The 21,516-nt window shown below is 62.9% G+C and carries 23 protein-coding genes; 15 read left to right on the plus strand and 8 right to left on the minus strand.

The genetic code is table 11. The annotated features are described in order from the left end of the window. Window position 1 precedes the first annotated feature (1 nt). Together AACW87_RS15410 and AACW87_RS15415 are read left to right on the plus strand one after the other, a co-directional pair. Window positions 2-211, plus strand: a complete 210-nt coding sequence (locus AACW87_RS15410; protein WP_241325463.1) for a helix-turn-helix domain-containing protein — start codon at window positions 2-4, stop codon at window positions 209-211. Window positions 212-228: 17 nt separating this feature from the next. Beyond that, window positions 229-1,437, plus strand: a complete 1,209-nt coding sequence (locus AACW87_RS15415; protein ID WP_241325464.1) for a hypothetical protein — start codon at window positions 229-231, stop codon at window positions 1,435-1,437. 72 nt (window positions 1,438-1,509) lie between these two features. On the opposite strand, the gene AACW87_RS15420 is transcribed toward AACW87_RS15415, so the two are convergent. Both AACW87_RS15420 and AACW87_RS15425 read right to left on the minus strand, forming a co-directional pair. Further along, window positions 1,510-2,649, minus strand: coding sequence for a 3-phenylpropionate MFS transporter (locus tag AACW87_RS15420; RefSeq protein ID WP_241325465.1), 1,140 nt, complete (start codon window positions 2,647-2,649; stop codon window positions 1,510-1,512). A 282-nt stretch (window positions 2,650-2,931) separates the two neighbouring features. Further along, window positions 2,932-5,025 (minus strand): TonB-dependent hemoglobin/transferrin/lactoferrin family receptor, encoded by a 2,094-nt coding sequence (locus tag AACW87_RS15425; protein WP_241325466.1) that lies wholly within the window; start codon window positions 5,023-5,025, stop codon window positions 2,932-2,934. Between the two features lie 187 nt (window positions 5,026-5,212). Between AACW87_RS15425 and AACW87_RS15430 the strand changes: the two genes are divergently transcribed. From AACW87_RS15430 to AACW87_RS15440, 3 genes are read left to right on the plus strand one after another with little or no spacing between them, the layout of a single operon-like run. After that, entirely contained in the window at window positions 5,213-6,196 is a 984-nt protein-coding gene (locus tag AACW87_RS15430) for a ChaN family lipoprotein (RefSeq protein ID WP_241325467.1), read from the plus strand. 20 nt (window positions 6,197-6,216) lie between these two features. Beyond that, window positions 6,217-6,768 (plus strand): cysteine hydrolase family protein, encoded by a 552-nt coding sequence (locus AACW87_RS15435; protein WP_043554665.1) that lies wholly within the window; start codon window positions 6,217-6,219, stop codon window positions 6,766-6,768. Window positions 6,769-6,807: 39 nt separating this feature from the next. Further along, on the plus strand, window positions 6,808-7,212 hold the full coding sequence (locus AACW87_RS15440) for a hypothetical protein (protein ID WP_241325468.1): 405 nt from the start codon (window positions 6,808-6,810) through the stop codon (window positions 7,210-7,212). A gap of 70 nt (window positions 7,213-7,282) precedes the next feature. Here AACW87_RS15440 and hutZ read toward each other — a convergent pair whose 3' ends face one another. Further along, entirely contained in the window at window positions 7,283-7,840 is a 558-nt protein-coding gene (gene hutZ / locus AACW87_RS15445) for a heme utilization protein HutZ (RefSeq protein ID WP_241325469.1), read from the minus strand. Then, entirely contained in the window at window positions 7,837-8,349 is a 513-nt protein-coding gene (gene hutX / locus AACW87_RS15450) for a heme utilization cystosolic carrier protein HutX (RefSeq protein ID WP_043135106.1), read from the minus strand. Before hutX ends, hutZ begins: the two co-directional genes overlap by 4 nt. A gap of 168 nt (window positions 8,350-8,517) precedes the next feature. Here hutX and AACW87_RS15455 point away from each other — a divergent pair, with 168 nt between their 5' ends. Genes AACW87_RS15455 through AACW87_RS15465 form a run of 3 tightly spaced genes read left to right on the plus strand, consistent with a single transcriptional unit; the run spans window position 8,518 to window position 11,187 of the window. Beyond that, a complete protein-coding gene (locus AACW87_RS15455; protein WP_241325470.1) occupies window positions 8,518-9,357 on the plus strand; it encodes a heme/hemin ABC transporter substrate-binding protein in 840 nt (279 codons plus the stop codon). After that, window positions 9,354-10,385, plus strand: a complete 1,032-nt coding sequence (locus tag AACW87_RS15460) for a FecCD family ABC transporter permease (RefSeq protein ID WP_241325471.1) — start codon at window positions 9,354-9,356, stop codon at window positions 10,383-10,385. Before AACW87_RS15455 ends, AACW87_RS15460 begins: the two co-directional genes overlap by 4 nt. A 13-nt stretch (window positions 10,386-10,398) precedes the next feature. Further along, window positions 10,399-11,187 carry a heme ABC transporter ATP-binding protein gene (locus AACW87_RS15465; RefSeq protein WP_241325472.1) on the plus strand — a complete coding sequence of 263 codons (789 nt, stop codon included), beginning with the start codon at window positions 10,399-10,401 and terminating at the stop codon, window positions 11,185-11,187. Between the two features lie 323 nt (window positions 11,188-11,510). On the opposite strand, the gene AACW87_RS15470 is transcribed toward AACW87_RS15465, so the two are convergent. After that, window positions 11,511-12,137, minus strand: coding sequence for a YitT family protein (locus tag AACW87_RS15470; protein ID WP_005311722.1), 627 nt, complete (start codon window positions 12,135-12,137; stop codon window positions 11,511-11,513). 332 nt (window positions 12,138-12,469) lie between these two features. On the opposite strand from AACW87_RS15470, the gene AACW87_RS15475 reads away from it, so the two are divergent. Together AACW87_RS15475 and AACW87_RS15480 are read left to right on the plus strand one after the other, a co-directional pair. After that, window positions 12,470-13,483, plus strand: coding sequence for an NAD-dependent epimerase (locus tag AACW87_RS15475; protein WP_241325473.1), 1,014 nt, complete (start codon window positions 12,470-12,472; stop codon window positions 13,481-13,483). 262 nt (window positions 13,484-13,745) lie between these two features. Continuing rightward, the gene (locus tag AACW87_RS15480) at window positions 13,746-13,934 is read left to right on the plus strand and encodes a hypothetical protein (RefSeq protein WP_043554658.1); all 189 of its coding nucleotides are present in this window, start codon (window positions 13,746-13,748) and stop codon (window positions 13,932-13,934) included. Between the two features lie 85 nt (window positions 13,935-14,019). On the opposite strand, the gene AACW87_RS15485 is transcribed toward AACW87_RS15480, so the two are convergent. Beyond that, window positions 14,020-14,271 (minus strand): hypothetical protein, encoded by a 252-nt coding sequence (locus AACW87_RS15485; RefSeq protein ID WP_241325474.1) that lies wholly within the window; start codon window positions 14,269-14,271, stop codon window positions 14,020-14,022. Window positions 14,272-14,472: 201 nt separating this feature from the next. Between AACW87_RS15485 and AACW87_RS15490 the strand changes: the two genes are divergently transcribed. Both AACW87_RS15490 and AACW87_RS15495 read left to right on the plus strand, forming a co-directional pair. Next, window positions 14,473-15,327 carry a lytic transglycosylase domain-containing protein gene (locus tag AACW87_RS15490; RefSeq protein ID WP_241325475.1) on the plus strand — a complete coding sequence of 285 codons (855 nt, stop codon included), beginning with the start codon at window positions 14,473-14,475 and terminating at the stop codon, window positions 15,325-15,327. Window positions 15,328-15,436: 109 nt separating this feature from the next. Then, window positions 15,437-16,273 (plus strand): phosphorylase family protein, encoded by an 837-nt coding sequence (locus AACW87_RS15495; RefSeq protein ID WP_241325477.1) that lies wholly within the window; start codon window positions 15,437-15,439, stop codon window positions 16,271-16,273. 147 nt (window positions 16,274-16,420) lie between these two features. Here AACW87_RS15495 and AACW87_RS15500 read toward each other — a convergent pair whose 3' ends face one another. Further along, the gene (locus AACW87_RS15500) at window positions 16,421-16,927 is read right to left on the minus strand and encodes a YgjV family protein (RefSeq protein WP_241325478.1); all 507 of its coding nucleotides are present in this window, start codon (window positions 16,925-16,927) and stop codon (window positions 16,421-16,423) included. A gap of 57 nt (window positions 16,928-16,984) precedes the next feature. Further along, window positions 16,985-17,560, minus strand: a complete 576-nt coding sequence (locus AACW87_RS15505) for a Crp/Fnr family transcriptional regulator (protein ID WP_241325480.1) — start codon at window positions 17,558-17,560, stop codon at window positions 16,985-16,987. Window positions 17,561-17,803: 243 nt separating this feature from the next. Here AACW87_RS15505 and ettA point away from each other — a divergent pair, with 243 nt between their 5' ends. The 3 genes from ettA (at window position 17,804) to AACW87_RS15520 (ending at window position 21,508) form a co-directional block, all read left to right on the plus strand. Then, entirely contained in the window at window positions 17,804-19,471 is a 1,668-nt protein-coding gene (gene ettA, locus AACW87_RS15510) for an energy-dependent translational throttle protein EttA (RefSeq protein WP_241325481.1), read from the plus strand. 93 nt (window positions 19,472-19,564) lie between these two features. Further along, window positions 19,565-19,900 (plus strand): hypothetical protein, encoded by a 336-nt coding sequence (locus tag AACW87_RS15515; RefSeq protein WP_043135129.1) that lies wholly within the window; start codon window positions 19,565-19,567, stop codon window positions 19,898-19,900. A gap of 264 nt (window positions 19,901-20,164) precedes the next feature. Next, window positions 20,165-21,508 (plus strand): NCS2 family permease, encoded by a 1,344-nt coding sequence (locus AACW87_RS15520; RefSeq protein ID WP_241325482.1) that lies wholly within the window; start codon window positions 20,165-20,167, stop codon window positions 21,506-21,508. The last annotated feature ends 8 nt before the right edge of the window (window positions 21,509-21,516 follow it).

A 21,516-nucleotide genomic window follows, 5' to 3' on the forward strand; every position in this document is an offset into this window, starting at 1 on the left:
CATGCCCATCATAATCCGGCTCGATGCCCTGCTGGCCGAGCGCAAGATGACAGCCCGTGAACTGGCCCAGCGGGTCGACATCACAGAGGCCAATCTCTCCATTCTCAAGAACGGCCACGCCAAGGCGGTCCGCTTCTCCACCCTGGAAGCCATCTGCCGCGAGCTGGGCTGCCAGCCGGGCGACCTGCTGGGCTATGTGCAGGAGCGCTAACCCGCAGGAATACCGCCATGACCCTTGATACCGTCATCCAGAGTCTGTTGCTGCTCCCCTTGTGGGGAGCGGCCGCCGGGGGCGCGCCTGGCCCAAGCTACCAGCTCGTGGCCGGCGCCAGGCCCGACACCCTGCTGGTTCGCTTCACCCCGGAAGGGACGCAGCCGTTCACCCTGCTGCCCGCCCGTACCCTGAGTGGCACAGCACAGCAGGCGCTGCCTACCCTCACCTGTCTGGAGAGCGGCGCCAGAGTCACGCCGGATCAGCCCATCAAGTGCCGCGAGCTGAGCTGGCAGATAACGCTCAAGCCCGTGCCGGCAACCGGGGCTGATGCCTCGGCACAGCAGAACCTCTACTTTCCGCAAGGCGGCTGGCTGGTCACCGAATGGGGCGATTTTCCACGCCAACAGGGCGCAGAACCGGGCCGGGTCTGTCTGCCGGATGGCCGGTGCAGTCCCCTGCCCGGCATGAAGGAGCCGCCGCTGATCCTGCCCTTCGCCCTGCCAGCGACAGCCCGGTTGCGACAGGGATCCCGTCTGCAAATTCATCATGATCGGATGGCCGACGCACTGGACATCCCACAGCTGCAAAAGCAGCTGGAGGCCATTGTCGATTACCTCGCCTTCCAGCTCGATGCCCCGCCCGTGCGCCACCCCTGGCAGCTGGTGTGGCTGGCGCGCGACATCAGTACCCACTCGCTGGGGGGCGCCGCCGGGGCCGGGGCTGCTGTCGCCAACTATCCGGTCAGCGACAACCAGCCCACCGCCGATGCCCCACTGCGTCTGCTGCGTACCAGTGCCCACGAGGCGGTGCACATGCTCGACACCCGGGCCAGACCGACCTGGGTCGCCGAGAGCCTGGCGGAGTACCTTGCCATCAAGTCGCTGCGCCGCTTCCGCCTGCACAGCACCACGGCCGCCGACGAGCTGGTGCAGCATGGCGCCCGCTTGCCCCATGCCGATGCGGGCCTCTATCGGGCCAATGATGCGGTCAAGGCGGGGGATCTCTCCTACTATCCCCTCTTCTACCTCAAGGGGAGCGCCTTCTGGGAGGCGCTGGAGCTGGCCCTGCAACCTCATCACCGCACCCTGTCGGCACTCTTGCCACGCCTCTCCTGGCAAGAGGACGGCCGCTTCGATGCCTCCTCCAGCACCCTGCTGGCGGGTACCCTGGGCAACGAGGTCTGGCAATCCCTGATCCGCCGCTATCTGAGCGAACAGGAGTGACGCAAGTACCATGAAAAAAGGGGAGCACATGCTCCCCTTTTCTCTGGCTGGCGCCTTCATCTTCCACCGGGATCAGGCTGACGCCGCCTCGCCAGTACGCAGCCGCAGGAAGAAGACGGGCGCCACCACCAGCACCATGATGAAGAAGATGCCGCCACCCAGCGGCTCGAACAGCAGGCCGCACAGGGTCATCAGGGCAGCCACCGTCATGCCGAGACCGAGCGCCGCGTAGAGCGCCTGGGTGGGGATCAGCTGTTCGGCCGGCAGCTGGCGGGTCATGAAGCGCACGGCGCCGAGGTGGCTGACGCAGAAGGTGACCGCGTGGAGCAGCTGGCCCGCCACCAGCACCAGGATCTCGGTGGAGGCACCGAGCAGGATCCAGCGCACCACGCACCCGATCGCCCCCACCAGAAACAGGGTCTGGGCGCCGAACCGGTTGAGGAAGCGCTTGTCGGCGGCGAACATGCCGATCTCTGCCACCACCCCCAGCGCCCACAGATAGCCTATGGTGGTGCCGTTGTAGCCCGCCGCCTTCCAGTGCATGGCGCTGAAACCGTAGTAGGCGGCATGGCTGCCCTGCAGCAGGGCCGAGATCAGCAGGAAGCGACGCACCGAGGGGGACTTGAGGGTATCGAGCAGGGAGGCTTTCGCCCGCTCCCCCTGGATGTCCCGCGGCGCCGGATGCAGCGGCAGCCAGCTGAGCAGCAACATCAGCACCAGCCCTGCCACCATAGTATGCAGCACCCAGTCGCTGCCAAAATTGCCCACCAGGGCCCCGACCAGGGTCGAGGCGACTATGAAGGCAAAGGAGCCGCACAGCCGCACCTTGCCGTAGTCGAGGTGTGCCTGCACCACCATGCGGGTGGCCAGCGCCTCCCCCACCGGCATCAGGGTCGGGTAGATGAAGTTCGCCACCAGGGTCAGCCCCACCAGCCACCAGAGGCTGTGACTCAGATAAAAGCCGAGGAAGGCCAGCAGGCTCAGCAGACAGAGCAGCCGGGTAACGGGCAGCAGGTGCCCGGCTCCCTTGATCTGCCCCATCACCAAGAGGTTGCCAGCAAAGCGGATCGCCATCCCGGCCCCCAGCAGCAGACCTATCATCTCGGCGCTCACGCCTATGCCCTCCAGCCAGAGCGACCAGAACGGCAGGTAGGCGCCATAGACGAAGTAGAAGGCGCCAAAGAACAGGGCTAACCAGGAGAAGGCGGGCATAGATCCTCGACAACGAGCAGAAGGGGCACAAATGATAACCGATTTTAGGACGGGGATCCTGCGAGCCAGGCGCAAGCCGAAATGAAAAACATCAATAAAATTGAACTATTGGCGCAAGGCCGGTGTCTATTGAGTAACACCTCCTCCTGGTTAGTGTTGCAATCCTTCCACCCGCTTCCGGCGGGTTTCTTTTTGGCTGCCATTTAGCTGGCATGGGCCGGTTTCACCCCACGAAAAAGGGGCCTGACGGCCCCCTGCTCAATGTACTGCCGTGCTGTGGGATCAGAATATGTACTTGACCCGTGCGCTCAGGTTGCGGCCCGGCTCTGTCTGGTTGCTGGTGTTGGCACTGGCGCTCTGACCTGTGATGCTCTCGTAGCTGACGTACTCCTTGTCAAACAGGTTGAAGACACCCACGTTGAGCTGCAGATCCTGCATCGGCTTGAACTGGGCATAGATGTCCACCACGCCCCAGCCCGCGCTCTTGATGTTGTCGTTGCCCTTGGCATCCTTGCCCACCTTGTCCATGTCGTCGGCAAAGCGCAGCGCCGTGTTGATGTTCCAGTTGGGCTGTTCCAGCCGTACACCCAGGCTGCCGTTGAGCGGGCTCAGGCTGTTTATGTAGTTGCCGTCGCCATCCTTGCCCTCGATGTAGGCCAGGTTGCCCCAGACGTTGACCAGATCATTGAGCCAGTAATCCGCCTTGGCCTCGGCCCCCTTGGTGGTCGCCTTGTCCAGATTCTGGTACTGATACAGCGCGGTGCGGCCCTCGGTACCGATCTCGGTCAACTCGATGAAGTCATCGAACTTGTTGTAGAAGGTCGCCACTTCATAGCTGAAACCGCCGGCGCTGCCGCGCACCCCCAGATCGATGCCGTCGCTGCTCTCAGGCTTGAGGCTCGGGTTCGGCTCGATGCGATAACCGTACGCCTGATGGTTCAGGGTGGAGAAGGCGTTGTCATACATGGGCGCCTTGAAGCCGTGGCTGTACTGGGCGAACAGGTTGGCCGCCTCGTGCGCCTTGAACACCAGCCCCAGCTTGGGCGAGAACTCCCCTTCGGAGAACTGCTTGAGCTTCTCACCCGTGTAGGCGGGATCCTCATCCGGCGTCATCTGGTAATAGTCGTAACGGGCACCGGGGGTCAGCACCCAGCGCTCGCCAAACTTGATTTCGTCGAAGGCCCACAGGGCGCCGTGCTCGCTGGTGGTGGAGGGGAAGCTCAACTCGTTGTAGCCAACGAAATCCCCCGGCACGGTCGGCGCCTTGAAGCGGGTCCGCTCGTTGTCGGTATGCTCATACTCCAGGCCCCAGGCCAGACGCTGACTGGCCAGCGCCTTGCTGAATTTCACCTGGGCGCCCAGGCTCTTCTGCTCGAAGCCGTTGCTGTCCAGCGAGTTCTTGGTCACATAGGGGTTGGTCGGCTTGACCGGGTACTTGGACGAGGCGTACTGATCCAGGGTCTGCTTGGTGCGGGCGTAGTAGATCTTGCTGTCGATGCGATCGACCCAGGGCGCGTTCAGGGCGATGCCGTGATCCAGCACCAGCGAGAGGTTGTCCGTGTCCTTGTCGGTGATCGGCTGATTGAAGACGGAGGCGGCCTTGGTGAGATCGACGGCATCCGGATCCTGCCCTTCGCTGAAGTAGTCGACGGTCAGCTTGAGGAACTGATCCTCGCTCAGGTTCCACTTGCTCTTGAACAGCACGGCCTGGCTGGCGATGTCGAATTCGTTCTTGTCGCCGTCGTAGTTCTGGGTCACACCACCGTCACGCCAGGTGTAGCGCAGCAGGTTCTCGAACTCGCCGCTGCGCAGGGCGCCGGTGAAGCCGGCCATCTTCTGGTGACTGCTGGAGGCATAGCCGGTGGTGGCGTCCAGATAGCTGTCGCGGCCCTTCAGGAAGTCGCCGGCATCCTTGGTGGTGATGGCGATGACGCCCCCCAGCGCATCTGAGCCATAAGCCGCAGAGGCGGGACCCTTGGCCACCTCGATCTGCTTGATCATGTCGGTGTCGAAATAGCTCTGGCCCACGCCGCCGTTCTTGTAGGCGTCGTTCTGGCGCACGCCGTCACGCACTATCTTGACCCGGTTCTCACCCATGCCGCGGATGATGAAGGTCTGGGCATCGCCGGCGCCGCCGAGGGCGGTGACGCCCGGCTCGTAACGGAACAGGTCGGCGACGTTGCTCACCACCTGCTCTTCAATCTGTTCGGCCGTGATCACCGAGATGGGGCCGGAGACATCCTCCAGTTTTTGCTCCATCCGTGAGCCGCTGACGACCATGACTTCATCTGCTTTCTTGTCCGCCGCGAAGACCGGGGAAGCGAGACCGGCTGCCACGGCAAGGGCAACCAGCGATAGGGTGTTGTTATGGGCCACTGCAAATCCTTATTGAGAACTGTTATCAAACAGCTGGCATATTACTCAGCCCGCAACAAAGATCAATAATAAACGGAATCATTCTCATTTTCTTTTGTCGTGATTAGGTTCTACACTATTCCCCTCTGTTTTCCGGCCCGCCATGCTGCCATTGTATGGCTCTGGCTCTGCTTCGTTGTGAGATACCATGACTCGATTATTGCCCCTGTTCACCCTTCCCCTGCTGCTGGCCGCCTGCACGACAGTGCCCGATGACGATGCCGGCACCCTCTACCACTATCGCCTCAGCGCGAGCCAGCCCGATGCCGGCCAAGGTGAACTGACGCTGACCCAGGCGGTGGCCAGGGTGGCGGACGCCGACATAGTGCTGGTGGGCGAGCTGCATACCCATCCGGCCGTGCACCTGCTGCAGGCCCGCCTGCTGGCGGGGCTGGCCAATACCTCCCGGGCCGATGGCCGCGGGCTGGCACTCTCCATGGAGCAGTTCAGCCGCGCCGATCAGCCGGTGCTGGACGCCTATCTCGCCGGACGCATCGGCGAGGCCGCCCTCATTCGCGATGGCAACGCCTGGCCCAACTACCAGAGCGACTATCGTCCGCTGGTGGAGTTCGCCAAGGAGCAGCATCTGCCGGTCATCGCCGCCAACGCCCCCAAACCCCTGGTGAGCTGTGTCGGCCAGGAAGGGCCCGCCTGGCTGGACAAGCTGCCCGCCAGTCGCCGCAGCCAGCTCGCCCGCGAACTCACGCTCACCGACGATCCTTACCGCCAGAAATTCATGGCCTCGCTCCATCACGGCGATGCCGACGGCAATGCCCGCCGCTTCGCCGCCCAGACCAGCTGGGACGACACCATGGCCGAGAGCATGGTGGACTACCTGCGCAGCCACCCGGGCCAGCGCATCATGCACATCGCCGGCAACTTCCACGTCGAGGGGGGGTTGGGGCTCGCCAGCCGCATCGCCAGCCGCAACCCGGCGCTCAAGGTGGCGCTGGTCGTGCCAGAGACAGAACCGCAGAGCGATGCGCAGGCACCCGCCGGGCGGACCGCCGACATCCGGGTGCGGATCAGCCCCCTGCCAGAACGCTGGCTAAATGCCGATGAAATGAAGCAAGATATGGGCGCACTGCATCAATCCCGAAGCCGTGACTGCAGCCAGTGGCTGCAACCCTGAAAATTGCCTAAGGATTTCATATGGATGTGTTACTGGTCATCGACATGCAACAGGGGTTGTTTACCGACCCCCGCCATCAGGACGCGCAGGTCATCGCCAACATCAACCGCTTGGCAGACAACGTGCGGGCCAATCAGGGGCGTGTCATCTATGTGCAACACGACGCACCGGGTTCTGAACTGGAACCCGGCAGTGCAGGCTGGCAGCTTCACGCCGATCTCACCCCGGGCCGCGGCGACAGCCGGGTACGCAAGACCGCCTGTGACAGCTTCCTCGATACCGAGCTCGGCTTCCTGCTGGCGGAGCAGGCGGTGGACAGGCTGCTGATCAGCGGCTGTGCCACCGATTTTTGCGTCGACACCACGCTGCGCAGCGCCGCAGCCCAGGGGTTCGACGTGTTTGCGGTGACGGATGCCCACACCACGGCGGATCGCCCTCACCTGAGCGCTGAGAAGATCATCGAGCACCACCACTGGATGTGGCAGCATCTGAGCCTGCCAAAGGGCAGAACCGTGACCCTGCTCACCACTGATCAGCTGCTTGAGGCCATCCAGCCCGAGCTGGCGTGTTAATCTGCCTCTCTTGAAGTGATCACCCGATTGGAGTCTTGTGTGCGTCTACTGTCTGCCGTTGCATTCATGCTGTTGTTACCGGCAATCACTGCCTGCTCCGGTTTGCCGGGGCAGCAGCCGGCTGGCCCGGCCCCCCTGTTTCGAACCCATATCAACGAAGAGGGGAGCAAGCGCTTCACCTTCGAAGCCGCGCAGCTCGACACCCTGCCCACCCGGCTGCAGGAGAACGACGGCAGTCGCCTCAGCCGCAGCAAGAGTCTGCTGGAACGGCGTGATGCGCTGCAGGATGCACAGTTGACCCAGACCCTGGCCGAGCGGAAGTATTGCCGCGATGGCTATATCGTCCTCAGCCAGACCTCCTGGAAGATCCGGGGCGAATGCAACGAGACGGCCAATCAGGCCGATCGGGATGCCTTCCCCAACAAGGCCTCCTGGCAGGACTAGCGCTCAGGGGTGACACGCAATAAAAAAACGGGCAGCCAGGCTGCCCGTTTTTTATGCGATGTGGTCGCCGTCAGACTGGCGCATCGGCCGGACTGGTCAGCTCGGCACCGTTGTCGACCCGTTTGTGCCCTTCCACCAGGTGGACGAAGTCCACCAGCTCGTCACCTGAGACCCGAAACGCCTGACCGAAGCCCTTGACGAACAGCCCCTGCTCGGGCTTGAGCCGGAACAGCACGAAATCCTTGAGGTTGGAGAGCCCCTTGACGATGTCGCCGAAGCGCCCTTCCAGCGCGGCGATCGCCTGGCCCCAGCGCACGTCGTCGCGGGCCACCACTTCGGCCAGCGCGTCGAAGGTGAGTCGCTTGCGGGCAAACAGCTCGCGGGCACCGGTTTCATCCTCGATCAGCATCAGCGACACCTTGTGCACCTGTTGCAGGTTGCGGGCGTGGCGGGCGATCTCGGAGATGAGCACATAGTAGCCATCCTCCTGCAGCACGAAGGGGGCATAGCTGGCATTGGGGTTGCCTTCACTGTCCACCGTCGCCAGCTGCAGGGTGCGGCAACCGTCGCGAAACTCGCGGATCTCCGGTTGCAGGCGATTCTGCAGACGCTCCTGACGTTCACTCATGCTTTCACTTCCTCTTGATACTGGTGGCGCAAGGCCATGAAGCGTTCCACCTGGGCGGGCAGCAGCTGGCGCTGCTCGTCACGTCCCAGATAGACCTTGAAAATACAGCGACCGCTGTGGCCGAAGAACTGGAAGGAGTGCCCCTCCTTGCCCATGAACAGCTTGCTGACCAGCGCCATGCCGACCACGTTGTCGAGCTTGAGGTGACCGTGCATCTCGCCGTCGCGCCCCATCAGGTTGTAGTAGCCGCGGGCGCTCTTGCCCTTGGGAAACGGCGCCTTCACCTCGAAGATGGAGCCATCGGATTCGACGATGGTGGTCACCTGACCCCAATCTGCCAGATCCGCCAACAGGGCTTCGGCCCGCTCGCCGGGCACCAGGGTCACCAGCTCGGCAGGCAGGTGGCGTACCACCTCCCACTCGCTGACCGCCAGCTGGCTGGCAATGGTGGAAGGATGGGCGCTGGGGTCTTGTTCCAGCAGCGCATGAATGCGTTGTGCAATGCTCATAGGTTCTCCCTTGGGATGCGTGCTGCATCCCTCTCCTGTCATGGCGAATACTCTAATAAAGCACCAGATCCAATGCAATTGATAATCGCTTTCATTCTCAGTGCATTTTTTTCACCGGCTTGATATTCTCGGCGGCAACCCAACTTCATTCACCCTTCGGAGGTTAGCATGGGCCGTCGTTTTGCCCTCGCACTCAGCCTGCTCGGCTGTTCAGTCCTTTCCCTGTCTGCTGCCGCGCAGGAACGTATCGTCAGCATAGGTCCGGCCACCACAGAGCTCATTCTGGCACTGGGCGGTGAACAGAGCCTGATCGCCACCGACATCAGCAGCACAGAACCGAAAAATCTGCCCAGGGTCGGTTATCACCGCGCCCTCGCCGCCGAGGGGATCCTCAGTCTGGCGCCGACCCGGCTGATCGGCAGCGACGAGATGGGGCCGCCGCCGGCGCTGGAGCAGCTGCGCCGCGCGGGAGTCGAGGTGGACGTGCTGCCGACCGCACCGACCCTCGCCAACCTCAACCAGCGCATCGACACCCTGGCCGGCCTGCTCAATGACCCGGCCGCCGGCACGCGATTGAAAGCCGAGATCCAGGCTCAGACAGCGCAACTGGCGGCGCAGGCGAAGCAGAACAAGCCGCTCAAGGTGGTCTTCCTGCTGCTGCACAAGGGGCAACCCACCAGCATAGCCGGCGGCAATACCACCGCCAGCGCCCTGCTCACCCTGGCGGGCGGCGTCAATCCGGTGGCCCAGCTGAGCGACTACAAGCCCGTCTCCACCGAATCCCTGATCGAGCTGCAACCGGATCTGGTGCTGGTGAGCGGCCGCGACTGGCAGCAGTATCAGGATCCGGAAGCCGTGCTGAGCCAGGTACCCGCGCTCACCGCTACCCCGGCGGGTAAAAACCGGGCCATCCACGCCATCGACGGCCACGCCCTGCAAGGGGGCCTCAGCCTCACCTCGTTGCAGCAGGCGAACCAGATCGCCAAGTGGATCAAGCTGGGTTCATGATGCGCCTGCCTCTGCCCTGGCTTTTCGCGCTCACCGGCGGCGCGCTGGCGCTGCTGCTGGTCGGGTCGCTGGCGACCGGCCCCATGGCCCTCTCTTTCAGCGAGAGCCTGCGTGCCCTGTTCGCCGGGCAGGAGAGCGGGATTGCGGCCCACAAACTCTTGATCGTGCAGGAGATCCGCCTGCCACGTACCCTACTCTGCATCGCAGTGGGGGGCATACTCGGCCTCTGTGGTGCCGTCATGCAGGGGCTGTTTCGCAATCCGCTGGCCGACCCCGGCATCATAGGGGTCTCCGGCGGGGCTGCGCTCGGCGCGGCGCTGGCCATAGTGCTGCTGGCCCCCCTCGGCCAGCAGTGGCAGAGCCTGCTCGGCATAGGCCTGCTGCCCCTGCTCGCCTTCCTCGGCGGCGCGCTCACCACCACGCTGGTATATTTGCTGGGCACCCGGGAAGGGGGCACCTCCGTCACCGTCATGCTGCTGGCGGGGGTGGCCATCACGGCACTGTCCGGCGCCGTGATAGGGCTGCTCACCTACCTGGCCGACGACCAGATGCTGCGCAACCTGAGCCTGTGGCAGATGGGCACCCTGGCGGCGGGCAAGCCGGTGGACGTGGCCTTGGCGCTGGCCACCCTGATCGTCCTGCTGCTGCTGCTCATGCGCGATGCCAATCCCCTCAACGCCCTGTTGCTGGGGGAAGGGGAGGCCCGTCATCTGGGGGTCAATGTGCAATCCCTCAAGCGGCGCCTGATCCTGCTCACCGCCGCCGGAGTCGGCGTGGCCGTCGCCGTGGCGGGCATGATCGGCTTCGTCGGTCTGGTGGTGCCCCATCTGGTGCGGCTGCTGGCCGGCCCCAACCATGTCAGGCTGCTGCCGCTCTCTGCCCTGCTGGGCGCCGCCCTGCTGCTGGGCGCCGACATGCTGGCCCGCACCCTGCTGGCGCCGGCCGAGCTGCCGGTCGGCATCATCACAGCCCTGCTGGGCGCCCCCTTCTTCATCTGGCTGCTGGTCAAGGGCCGCCGGACGCTTTAACCGGAGGTCTATCTTGCCTGCATCAACCCCCCTGCTGCGCTGTCACCAGCTCAGCCTCACCCGAGCTGGCCGCCCCATCCTGGACAGGCTCGACCTCAGCCTGCAGGCCGGCACGCTCACCGCTCTGCTCGGCCCAAACGGCGCAGGCAAGAGCTCGCTGCTCAAGTGCCTGACCGGCGAGCTGGAACATCAGGGGGAGATAAGCCTGTTTGGCCGGGAGCGGCAAGCCTGGCCCTCCATAGAACTGGCCCACAGCGTCGGCGTGCTGCCGCAGAGCTCGTCCCTCAACTTTCCCTTTCTGTGCGAAGAGGTGGTCGCCATGGGGCGCCAGCCCCACAGCGAGCCCACCAGCCGGCGCGACCAGATAGTGCGGGCCGCCATGACCCATGCCGGGGTCGAGCACCTGGCTAGCCGCCTCTATCCCGGCCTCTCCGGCGGGGAGCGGCAGCGGGTACAGTTCGCCCGGGTACTGGCCCAGATCTGGCAGGCACAGGACGATCCCCAGCAGCCACGCCTGCTGCTGCTGGACGAGCCCACCTCGGCGCTCGACCTCAAGTACCAGCACCAGCTGCTCACCATGGCCCGCGCCCTGGCCGCTCGCAACACAGCCGTGCTGGTGGTGCTGCACGATCTCAACCTGGCGGCCCGTTACGCCGACCGGCTGGTGATGCTGGAGCAGGGCAGACTGATGGCCGACGGCACCCCAGCCGAGGTGCTGACCCCGGATCTCATCGACCAACTCTATGATTATCCCGCTCAGGTGATCCATCACCCTGAGACTGGCCTGCCCATGGTGGTGTGACGCCAGGCTCATCACCTTCCCGGTAGCACGACTACCCGATTCGGGTACTCCACCCCCAGAAGTCGGTCTGCCCATGGTGGTATGAGAGGGTTCAGGATCCCGGATAGCAAAAGAGCGCCATCAGGCGCTCTGTTTTGTTTGCATGAAGCATCTCGACTCAGGCTAGCTGATAGCAGCCCGGCTTGTGTCGTTGAACGTCAACACCCGACATGCATATCGGATGAGTGCAATATCGGGATCTCACGCTATCTGATAGCGGCCCGGCTTGTATCGTTGAACGTCAATACCCGGTATGCATATTGGATGAGTGCAATCTCAGGATCTCACGCTATCTGATAGCGGCCCGGCTTGTGATTGAGTGTCAACACCAGGTTACAGATGATGGCCGCCACCACGGAGAGCGCCAGGATCCAGGGTTGCACCACGAAGCAGGAGGCGATGACTATGGTGCAATCAAGCCCCATTTGCAGCTTGCCGGCGCGGATGCCGAAGCGGTCCTGGATAAACAGCGCCAGGATGTTGAAGCCACCCAGACTGGATTTGTGGCGGAACATGATGAGCAGCCCCATGCCGATCAGGGTGCCGCCGATCAGGGCCGCATAGACGGGTTCTATCTTGCCTATCTGCAGCACGGCGTTGAGGTGATCCGTCATGAAGGAGACAGCGGCCACGGAGACGAAGGTGTTGAGAGTGAAGCGCGGCCCCATCCTGAGCCAGGCCAGGGCGTAAAACGGCAAGTTCATGCCGAAGAACAGCAGGCCGAAGCTCAGCCCCGTCACCTGTTGCAGCAGCAGTGCCAGCCCGGCGGTGCCGCCGGTGAGCAGGCCGACCTGATGAAACAGGAAGATGCCGAGTGATACGAAGCCTGCCGCAGTCAGCAGGGCGAGTACATCTTCATAGAGGGGATGCGCAGAACGGGCTGAGCGCGCAGAGCCTGGGGTGTTGTCCATAACCTGTATCCAATAGCGAAGTGAAAAGAGTGTCTTGTGTCCGTCGTGGCGGGCGCGAGCCCTGTCCGCAGGGCTTCGTTATGGGTTCCAGTCTATTTTTTGCGACCAGGATCACAATAGCCACGGGGAACGCCCCGTTTTGGTGCCTGTCATTCTCCATTGACAGTCAGTGCACCAAGATGCAGCATGCCGCGCCTGACGAGCCAGCCCTCGTTCACCATGGCGCCGCCTCCATGTGGCGCCGGGGCCCGCGCTCTGGTACAAAGCGCCCAGCCCTTTTTCAGCCCCCACTCAGGACCACAGGCCCCCATGATCAGCACAGGACAACACGTATGAAATATCTGGTGACAGGCGCCGCCGGCTTTATCGGCTTTCACGTCGCCAGACGGCTGTGCGAGGCGGGCCATCAGGTGGTGGGGCTGGACAACCTCAACGACTACTACGAGGTGAGCCTGAAGCGGGCCAGACTGTCACGGCTGGTTTCCTTCCCCCATTTTCGCTTCGAACAGCGGGAGCTGGCGGATCGGGACGGCATGGCGACCCTGTTTGCCGAGAGCGGGTTCGAGCGGGTGATCCACCTGGGGGCCCAGGCGGGGGTACGCCATTCACTGGAGAACCCGTTTGCCTATGCCGACAGCAACCTCACCGGCATGCTGACCGTGCTGGAAGGCTGCCGCCAGCACGGCATAAACCATCTGATCTACGCCTCCTCCAGCTCCGTCTATGGCCTGAGCGATCAGATGCCCTTCTCCACCGAACAGCCGGCGGATCACCCCGTCTCCCTCTATGCCGCCACCAAGAAGAGCGGCGAGCTGATGGCCCACGCCTACTCGGCGCTCTACGGCCTGCCCACCACAGGGCTGCGCTTTTTCACCGTCTACGGCCCCTGGGGTCGCCCCGACATGGCCATCGCCAAGTTCACCCGCGCCATCCTGGCCGACGAGCCCATAGATGTGTACAACCAGGGCCTGCTCAGCCGCGACTTTACCTACATAGACGACATAGTGGACGGCATACTCGCCGTCGCCGAGCTGCCGCCGCGCGCCAATCCGCACTGGCACGCTAGCCAGGGCAGCCAGGCCGAAAGTGCCGCCCCCTACCGCCTCCTCAACATAGGCAACGGCCAGCCAGTGCGGCTGCTCGACTTCATCGAGGCGCTGGAACAGGCGCTGGACAAGCCCGCCATCAAACGGATGCTACCGATGCAGGCGGGCGACATGCACGCCACCTGGGCCGACAGCGAGCCCCTGCACACCCTCACGGGCACCCGCCCCGCCACCCCGCTCAGGCAGGGTGTCGCCGAGTTCGTGCGCTGGTATCTGGCCTACCACCAGATCGCCGATTGATCCCGCTCAGGGCCTGCCAGGCCGCATCGCCCGTGATCCGCCACTTCATCGATACCATGAGCGAGCAGATGAACCTGGCGTCCGATGAGTGATGAATGAATCAGATCGCCCTGTCTCGCCCGACGCATCAGGATGTGCGCGGTGACCACCACATATGGACACAGACACGCGCAGGCACGGCGCGGTATACTGCCGGGCGTGGCGTCATACGGGAACAGCTTCCGGGCCATGCCAGATCACCATGATGAGAAGGAGTCACCTCATGATCCGAACCCTGCTGTTGCTGGGCGCCGCCCTCGCCGCCTGTGCATTGCAACAGAGCCATACCCTGCTGCCCCTGCTCAGCCTGCTGGCCCTGCTCTCGGTCTGGGTGGCGAGTGAAATCGGTCTGATGTACCGCCAGCTGCCCGCCGCCAGCGAAGATGAGCAGACGCATCATCTCGACGTCTAGCTGCGACGCCACTGACAACCTCTGCTCCCAACCCTTTGCTCGGCCAGTGCCGCCCGGAATAGCCATGACCCAGATCCGCCCCCTGTTATCCCTCCTGATACTGCTCACAGGCCTGCATGTCGTCCCAGCCCAGGCCCAATCCCCCTGCCCGGCAGGCACGGACTGCGCAACCCACGCCGCTGCCAATGACAGCAATATGGAGGATGAGAACGGGACCGATGGAACCGACGGAACCAATGGAACTGATGGAGCCGATGGAGCCGATGGAGCCGATGGAGCCGATGGAGCCGATGGAGCCGATGGAGCCGATGGAGCCGATGGAGCCGATGCTAGCCACTAGAGGCGTGTCTGCAACTCTCTTTTTCTACCCATAACGCCTGGATGGCACGGCCACAGCTCCTGCCGTGCCTGCATTTCACACTGGTTCCATACCGTTTTGATCTCTGGAAGAGTGGATCCATAACAACAGGATCCACTGGATTAATGGCGGAACGGGCCATGTTCCCCTATATCTTCTGTATCCAACAGGAGAGAATCCATGTCGAGCTTCAGCGAAAACAGGCTGTTTTTGCTGCTTTTTTTATCGCTGTTGCTGGCCGGTACCGTGCAGGCAGCGGCGCAAAGCAGGGATTTCAGACAGGCACCCAAGGCGCTCAGCGCACTGAAAAAAGGCCAGGTGGCACAGAGTCAGGGCAACCTGACCCAGGCCATCCACTTCTACTGCGCCGCCGCCACGACGGGCAATCCGGAAGGTTACTTCCGCATCGGCCGTCTGCTCGCCACAGGCCCGGGCTCGGTGCGCAACCCCAGGATGGCCAACGCCTACCTCGCCATGGCGATGCGTCTTGGCAACCAGCAGGCCACTCGCTACTACAACGCCCGCATCGGCAATGCCGTCATGGGGGATCAGTGTGGCGCCGGGGTCGGCGGGGGTGGCGGCTACTTCGCCGAGATCCCCAGTACCCCCTTCAACCTGGATGCCTATCTGGCCCGCCAGTCCCCGGCCAAGCAGAAGCTGGTCATCATGCTGCGCAGTGCCGCCAAGCGTCACCGCATCGATGAGCGGCTGGTGCTGGCCATCGCCATCGCCGAATCCAATCTCAACAGCAGCGCCGTCTCCCCCAAGAACGCCCAGGGGCTGATGCAGCTCATCCCCGAGACCCAGCAGCGCTTCGGCGTCACCCGCCCCTTCGACCCCGAGCAGAACATCAAGGGTGGGGTGGCCTACCTCAAATGGCTGCACACCCACTTCGACGGTAACTGGACCCTGATGTCGGCGGCCTACAACGCCGGCGAGAAATCGGTGGAGCAATACGGGGGCATACCCCCTTATCAGGAGACCCAGCAATATGTACGGCGGGTCCTCTACTTCGCGGGTCACAAGCAACCCTGAGATATGCCGCCAGCGGCGGCATTTATTGACAACATTCACATCCGCGTTTGCGCAACCGTTTGCCTTTCGGTAGGATCCTGCGCTTCCTCGCAAGACCAACAGGTAACCCATGAACTTCATCAAACGCTGCTCGCGTCTGCTCACACTGTTTGCCCTCTTCTCCTCTGCCGTCACGGCGGCCAGCCCGACCCCCGCCCCCATCCTGATCCAGGGAGCCATGGACGTCGAAGTGGAGACCCTGGTGGCCGCCCTGAAAGACAAGAAGGAGCTGACCGTGGGGGCCTGGACATACTGGCAGGGCACTATCTCTGGCTATCCTGTGGTCATCTCCCGCACCGAGGTGGGGCTGGCCAATGCCGCTGCCGCCACCACCCTCGGCATAGAGCACTTTCATCCGCGCCTCATCATCAACCAGGGCACGGCGGGCGGCCATGATCCGGCGCTGCACCGGGGAGATATCGTCATAGGCACCAGGAGCTTCAACATGGGCGCCTATCGCAGCGACCTTGCCCCGGCCGGGCAGGGGGTCGACCCGAGCAAATGGCACAACTTCGATGTGACCATGCGCCTGCGGGACAAGGGCAAGCTGGTGGAGCACAGCTCGTTTGCCGGTGACCCCGAGCTGGTCGGCCGCGCCCTCGGCATAGCCGAGCGCTATCAGCACGGTCGCGTAGTCCCTGGCATCATAGGTACCGCCGACGAGTGGAACCGGCAGGTGGCCCGCATCAACTGGCTGCACCAGACCTACAACACCGCAGCAGAAGAGATGGAGACCTCCTCCGCCGCCCTGGTGGCCGAGGCCTACAAGGTGCCCTTTGTCGGGATCCGGGTGCTCTCCAATACGGATCTCCATGACGAGGAGTTCGATCCCCAAACGGCCATCCACTGCCAGCAGTTCGTCATCGATTACGCAAAGGCGCTCATCAACGGCTTCAACAAAGCCTGATACGCCAAAGAGGCCGCCACAATGGCGGCCTCTTTGCCTTGCCTACCCAGATCCACCGCCAAACCCAAACCAGCCGCAATATCCCGCACTTCCATCAAGGTCCTGACCGGGCCAGCCAGCAACACGGCAACACGGACCCGCATATGACTAGCTAACACACGCCTTGCGCCCATGGTAGCGGTAGTAACCCACCAGATTGCTGACCAGAAACAGCCCCTCCATCAGTACCGCCGCCGGTGAGCCCACCAGCAGGTTGTTGGCTAGCCAGCAGAGGGTGCCGAGCAGCATCCAGCGCCGCAGCAGGCGATCATCCTGGCAGAAGGCGGCCCGGGTTTGCAGCAGGCTGCCCAGCAGGCCGAGCAGCGCCAGCGGCCCCTGATAGGTCGCCAGCACGGCGGCGCAGGCCAACCCCATAAATAACCACATCAGGACGCGGCTCGTTGCCAGCATGCTGACCAGAAAACGCACGCTGGCCAGCAGCAAGAGGCTGGCGGCCGCCCCCTGCCCCAACAGCGCGAAATGGCCGGCATTGAGGGCGCAGGAGAGGGCCAGACAAGCCAGGATCCCCCTGCGATCCCGCAGCTGAAACGACAATAGATCCAGCAGCAAAGCCAGGCTCACCACCAGTTGCGACCACAAAAACAGCGACATCATCCATCCCTCCAACCACCTTCGAATGGTGCAGCATGAGGGGATGACAAGGGGGCGGCATTAACCGGTGTTAATGCGCCGGCGGATCCGCGACAGAGTGACCGGGCTGATGCCGATGTAGTTGGCGAGCTGCACCTGAGTGAGCCGCGCCGGCCAGTGGGGGAAGGTGTGGCAGAGCTCCCGGTAGCGTTCCTCGGGGGAGTGCAGCAGCAAAAAGGCCTCCTTGCGCTCCTTGTAGCCCAGCTGCTGGCGCAGCAGGGCCAGGCAGAGGGGCTGAAACGCCGGCTCATCCAAGAGGGCGAGCGGCACCCGCACCACCTGCAGCGCCGTGAGTGCCTCCAGCTGGTAGCGGGCAGGTACGCCACTCAGCCAGCTGTCATAGAGCAGGCAGAGTTCCTCTTCGAAATAGAACTCCTTGCAACGCTCCTGCCCGTCCCGGGTGTAGTGACAGGCGCGGGCTATGCCCTGTTCGACATAAAACGCCGCCTCCTGCCGTGCCCCTTGCGCCAGCAAAACTTGACCGGCGCTCAGGGTCAGTCGTGGCAAGCGCTGGCAAAGGGCGTCACTCATCGCCACGTCCAATCCCATTGCGGTGAGAAAGGCCGCCAGTGAGGGGGCCTGGGGGGATGCGGTCATGACAACTCCGGGACAAAAAGAAGCCCACATGATGCCAAGATTGCGCGGCTGATGCAGCAAGACGTGACAGCCTCGGCAAAGGGGGGGCGCCAACCGGGCGCCACCTTTGCCCACCCCTGTCCATTGGTTTACAATCGACGGGTTTTTTGGAACCGGGTTGGCGGCGTGCCGACCTGGCCCCACCACGACATCAGTCCGTTAGTGCCAAGACATTAACCTGCTGAAAAGGAAGAGAATTAGCCAATGGCTCAATTTATTTACACCATGAACCGGGTCGGCAAGGTAGTGCCGCCCAAGCGTCATATCCTCAAGAACATCTCCTTGAGCTTCTTCCCGGGCGCCAAGATAGGCGTACTGGGTCTGAACGGTGCCGGTAAGTCCACCCTGCTGCGCATCATGGCCGGCATAGATACCGAGATCGAAGGGGAAGCCCGTCCGCAGCCCGGCATCAAGATCGGCTACCTGCCCCAGGAGCCGAAGCTGGATCCGGAGCAGACAGTCCGCGAAGCGGTGGAAGAGGCGATCGGCGAGGTCAAACGCGCCATGGCCCGTCTCGACGAGGTCTATGCGGCCTACGCCGATCCGGATGCGGATTTTGACAAGCTGGCCCGCGAACAGGGCGAGCTGGAAGCCATCATCCAGGCCCAGGGTGGCCACAACATGGAGAACCAGCTGGAGCGCGCGGCCGATGCCCTGCGTCTGCCGGCCTGGGACGCCAAGATCCAGCACCTCTCCGGTGGTGAACGCCGTCGCGTGGCCCTCTGCCGCCTGCTGCTGGAAAAGCCGGACATGCTGCTGCTGGATGAACCGACCAACCACCTGGATGCGGAATCCGTGGCCTGGCTGGAGCGCTTCCTGCACGACTACGAAGGCACAGTCGTGGCCATCACCCACGACCGCTACTTCCTCGACAACGTGGCTGGCTGGATCCTGGAGCTGGACCGCGGCGAAGGTATCCCGTGGGAAGGCAACTACTCCTCCTGGCTGGAGCAGAAAGATGCCCGTCTGGCTCAGGAAGCCAGCTCCGAAGCCGCTCGTCGCAAGTCCATCGAGAAAGAGCTGGAGTGGGTTCGTCAGAACCCGAAAGGCCGTCAGGCCAAGTCCAAGGCCCGTATGGCTCGCTTCGAAGAACTCAACACCAACGACTACCAGAAGCGCAACGAGACCAACGAGCTGTTCATTCCGCCCGGACCCCGCCTCGGCGACAAGGTGCTGGAAGTGGCCAACCTGCGCAAATCCTACGGTGATCGCGTGCTGATCGACGATCTGTCGTTTGCCATTCCGAAGGGGGCCATCGTCGGCATCATAGGGCCTAACGGGGCCGGTAAATCCACCCTGTTCCGCATGATGTCGGGTCAGGAGCAGCCGGATTCCGGCACCATCACCCTGGGCGATACCGTGGTGCTGGCCTCGGTGGATCAGTTCCGCGACAGCATGAATGACAAGAAGACGGTGTTCGAAGAGGTCGCCGACGGCCAGGACATACTGCGCATCGGTACCTACGAGTTCCCGAGCCGTGCCTATATCGGCCGTTTCAACTTCAAGGGCGCCGATCAGCAAAAACGCGTCGGCGAGCTGTCCGGTGGTGAACGTGGCCGTCTGCATCTGGCCAAGCTGCTGCAGACCGGCGGCAACGTGCTGCTGCTGGATGAACCGACCAACGATCTGGACATCGAAACCCTGCGCGCCCTCGAGAACGCCCTGCTGGAGTTCCCGGGTTGTGCCATGGTCATCTCCCACGATCGCTGGTTCCTCGACCGTATCGCCACTCACATCCTGGATTATCAGGACGAGGGCAATATTGCCTTCTTCGAAGGCAACTTCACCGAATACGAAGAGTGGAAGAAGAAGACCTACGGCGCCGAGGCAGTCCAGCCTCACCGCGCCAAGTACAAGCGCATCACCAAATAAGGGTGACGGCGTCACAAGGGGAGCTCAGGCTCCCCTTTCTATTGCCTTTTGGCATACAATCCAAGACGGATGCCTTTGCATGGATGTAGCAAGATGACGACCCAGACCCCCACAGAGAAGAAACTCACCATCCAGATCCGGGTCGAGCCCGGCTGCCTGGGACCGGATGGCAAGGAGCATATCGAGACCTTCTGTGTCGCCGCCGCCAAGATTTTCTCTGTCATCGATCCTGACCTGGTGAGCTGGGTGCTGATCCCGCGCTACGACAAGCAGTTGCCGGAGCAGGAGTTCTTCATCGAGGGACGCAAGCTGACCGAGGAGCAGGCCAGCCTGTTTCTGCGCCGTGTCGGTCGGGAGCTGGGAGAGGTGCAGGATAGACTCGACTCTGTGCTGGCCCAGCTGGTGGAGCGTTACTTCAAGACACTTTAAGTCCCCTCTTCCCGAAAAAAGGTTCTCTAGCGAGAACCTTTTTTCATGCTTAAATAGCAAACGTTTGAATTTTTGCTCTATTCATTGATCCGCTTCGCAGATCCGGGGTTTGTAAACGGCGCCGCCTGTGTGAAAATGTGCGCGCTGTCACGGTATCAGGACGAGTCTGGTCACTTAACCACCAGAAACAGGGCAACCACTCCCGCATGGATGGGATGGCCCTTTCCCCTGCTGCTTATTTCACGTCACCTATTGGAATCCAACATGAATCAACCACACCAGGCCCCCACACAGGCCGCCGGGCAAGGATTGCTTGAGCGTCTGTTTGCCCTGCAAGGCCATGGCACCACGGCCCGCACCGAGGTCATCGCCGGCATCACCACCTTCCTGACCATGGTCTACATAGTGTTCGTCAACCCGCAGATCCTCTCCAATGCGGGCATGGACACCCAGGCGGTGTTCGTCACCACCTGCCTCATCGCCGGCATCGGCAGCATACTGATGGGCCTGCTGGCCAATCTGCCCATCGCCCTGGCCCCCGCCATGGGGCTGAACGCCTTCTTCGCCTTCGTGGTGGTGGCCGGCATGGGGTACTCCTGGCAGGTCGGCATGGGCACCATCTTCTGGGGCGCCCTGGGTCTGTTGATCCTGACCCTGCTGCGGGTGCGCTACTGGCTGATCGCCAACATACCGCTCACCCTGCGGGTCGGCATCACGGCCGGCATCGGCCTGTTGATCGCCCTGCTCGGCCTGCACAACGCCGGCATAGTAGTGGCCAGCCCCGCTACTATGGTGACGGTGGGCAACCTCACCTCCCTGCCCTGCCTGCTGGGTCTGCTCGGTTTCTTCCTGATCTGCATCTTCTCCGCCCGCGGCGTTCACTCCGCCGTGCTGATCGCCATAGTGGTGACCACCACCCTGGGCTGGCTGTTTGGCGATGTCACCTTCAAGGGCTTCGTCTCCATGCCGCCGAGCATAACGCCGGTATTCGGCCAGCTGGATCTGATGGGGTCGCTGGACATCAGCCTCGCGGGGATCATCTTCTCCTTCATGCTGGTCAACCTGTTTGACTCGTCAGGCACCCTGATCGGCGTCACCAACCGCGCCAAGCTGGCCGATGACAAGGGCCACTTCCCGCGCATGAAGCAGGCACTGCTGGTGGACAGCGTGAGCTCGGTGTGCGGCGCCTTCATGGGCACCTCCTCGGTCACCGCCTTTATCGAGAGCAGCTCAGGCGTTGCCGTCGGCGGCCGTACCGGTCTGACCGCCATAGTGGTCGGCGTGCTGTTCCTGCTGGCGATCTTCTTCTCCCCGGTTGCCGCCATGGTGCCTGCCTATGCTGCCGCCGGCGCCCTCATCTATGTGGGCGTGCTGATGTGCTCCGAGCTGACCCGGGTGAAGTGGGAAGACCTGACCGAAGCGGTACCGGCCTTTATGACAGCCGTCATGATGCCGTTCAGCTTCTCCATCACAGAGGGGATCGCCGTGGGCTTCATCTCCTACTGCGTGATGAAGGCGGGCACAGGCCGCTGGCGCGAGATCAACCCCTGCGTGCTGGTGGTGGCCCTGCTGTTCGTGCTCAAGTTCGTCTGGGTCGACAGCCACTAAGCCTGACT

It is taken from the genome of Aeromonas sp. MR7 (genome assembly GCF_963899385.1).
In the GTDB taxonomy this organism is placed as follows: domain Bacteria; phylum Pseudomonadota; class Gammaproteobacteria; order Enterobacterales; family Aeromonadaceae; genus Aeromonas; species Aeromonas bestiarum.

Coding starts and splice junctions, on each gene's coding strand:
- AACW87_RS15410 (WP_241325463.1), top strand. CDS start 2: ATGCCCATCATAATCCGGCTCGATGCCCTGCTGGCCGAGCGCAAGATG.
- AACW87_RS15415 (WP_241325464.1), top strand. CDS start 229: ATGACCCTTGATACCGTCATCCAGAGTCTGTTGCTGCTCCCCTTGTGG.
- AACW87_RS15420 (WP_241325465.1), bottom strand. CDS start 2,649: ATGCCCGCCTTCTCCTGGTTAGCCCTGTTCTTTGGCGCCTTCTACTTC.
- AACW87_RS15430 (WP_241325467.1), top strand. CDS start 5,213: ATGACTCGATTATTGCCCCTGTTCACCCTTCCCCTGCTGCTGGCCGCC.
- AACW87_RS15435 (WP_043554665.1), top strand. CDS start 6,217: ATGGATGTGTTACTGGTCATCGACATGCAACAGGGGTTGTTTACCGAC.
- hutZ (WP_241325469.1), bottom strand. CDS start 7,840: ATGAGTGAACGTCAGGAGCGTCTGCAGAATCGCCTGCAACCGGAGATC.
- hutX (WP_043135106.1), bottom strand. CDS start 8,349: ATGAGCATTGCACAACGCATTCATGCGCTGCTGGAACAAGACCCCAGC.
- AACW87_RS15455 (WP_241325470.1), top strand. CDS start 8,518: ATGGGCCGTCGTTTTGCCCTCGCACTCAGCCTGCTCGGCTGTTCAGTC.
- AACW87_RS15460 (WP_241325471.1), top strand. CDS start 9,354: ATGATGCGCCTGCCTCTGCCCTGGCTTTTCGCGCTCACCGGCGGCGCG.
- AACW87_RS15470 (WP_005311722.1), bottom strand. CDS start 12,137: ATGGACAACACCCCAGGCTCTGCGCGCTCAGCCCGTTCTGCGCATCCC.
- AACW87_RS15475 (WP_241325473.1), top strand. CDS start 12,470: ATGAAATATCTGGTGACAGGCGCCGCCGGCTTTATCGGCTTTCACGTC.
- AACW87_RS15480 (WP_043554658.1), top strand. CDS start 13,746: ATGATCCGAACCCTGCTGTTGCTGGGCGCCGCCCTCGCCGCCTGTGCA.
- AACW87_RS15490 (WP_241325475.1), top strand. CDS start 14,473: ATGTCGAGCTTCAGCGAAAACAGGCTGTTTTTGCTGCTTTTTTTATCG.
- AACW87_RS15495 (WP_241325477.1), top strand. CDS start 15,437: ATGAACTTCATCAAACGCTGCTCGCGTCTGCTCACACTGTTTGCCCTC.
- AACW87_RS15500 (WP_241325478.1), bottom strand. CDS start 16,927: ATGATGTCGCTGTTTTTGTGGTCGCAACTGGTGGTGAGCCTGGCTTTG.
- AACW87_RS15505 (WP_241325480.1), bottom strand. CDS start 17,560: ATGACCGCATCCCCCCAGGCCCCCTCACTGGCGGCCTTTCTCACCGCA.
- ettA (WP_241325481.1), top strand. CDS start 17,804: ATGGCTCAATTTATTTACACCATGAACCGGGTCGGCAAGGTAGTGCCG.
- AACW87_RS15515 (WP_043135129.1), top strand. CDS start 19,565: ATGACGACCCAGACCCCCACAGAGAAGAAACTCACCATCCAGATCCGG.
- AACW87_RS15520 (WP_241325482.1), top strand. CDS start 20,165: ATGAATCAACCACACCAGGCCCCCACACAGGCCGCCGGGCAAGGATTG.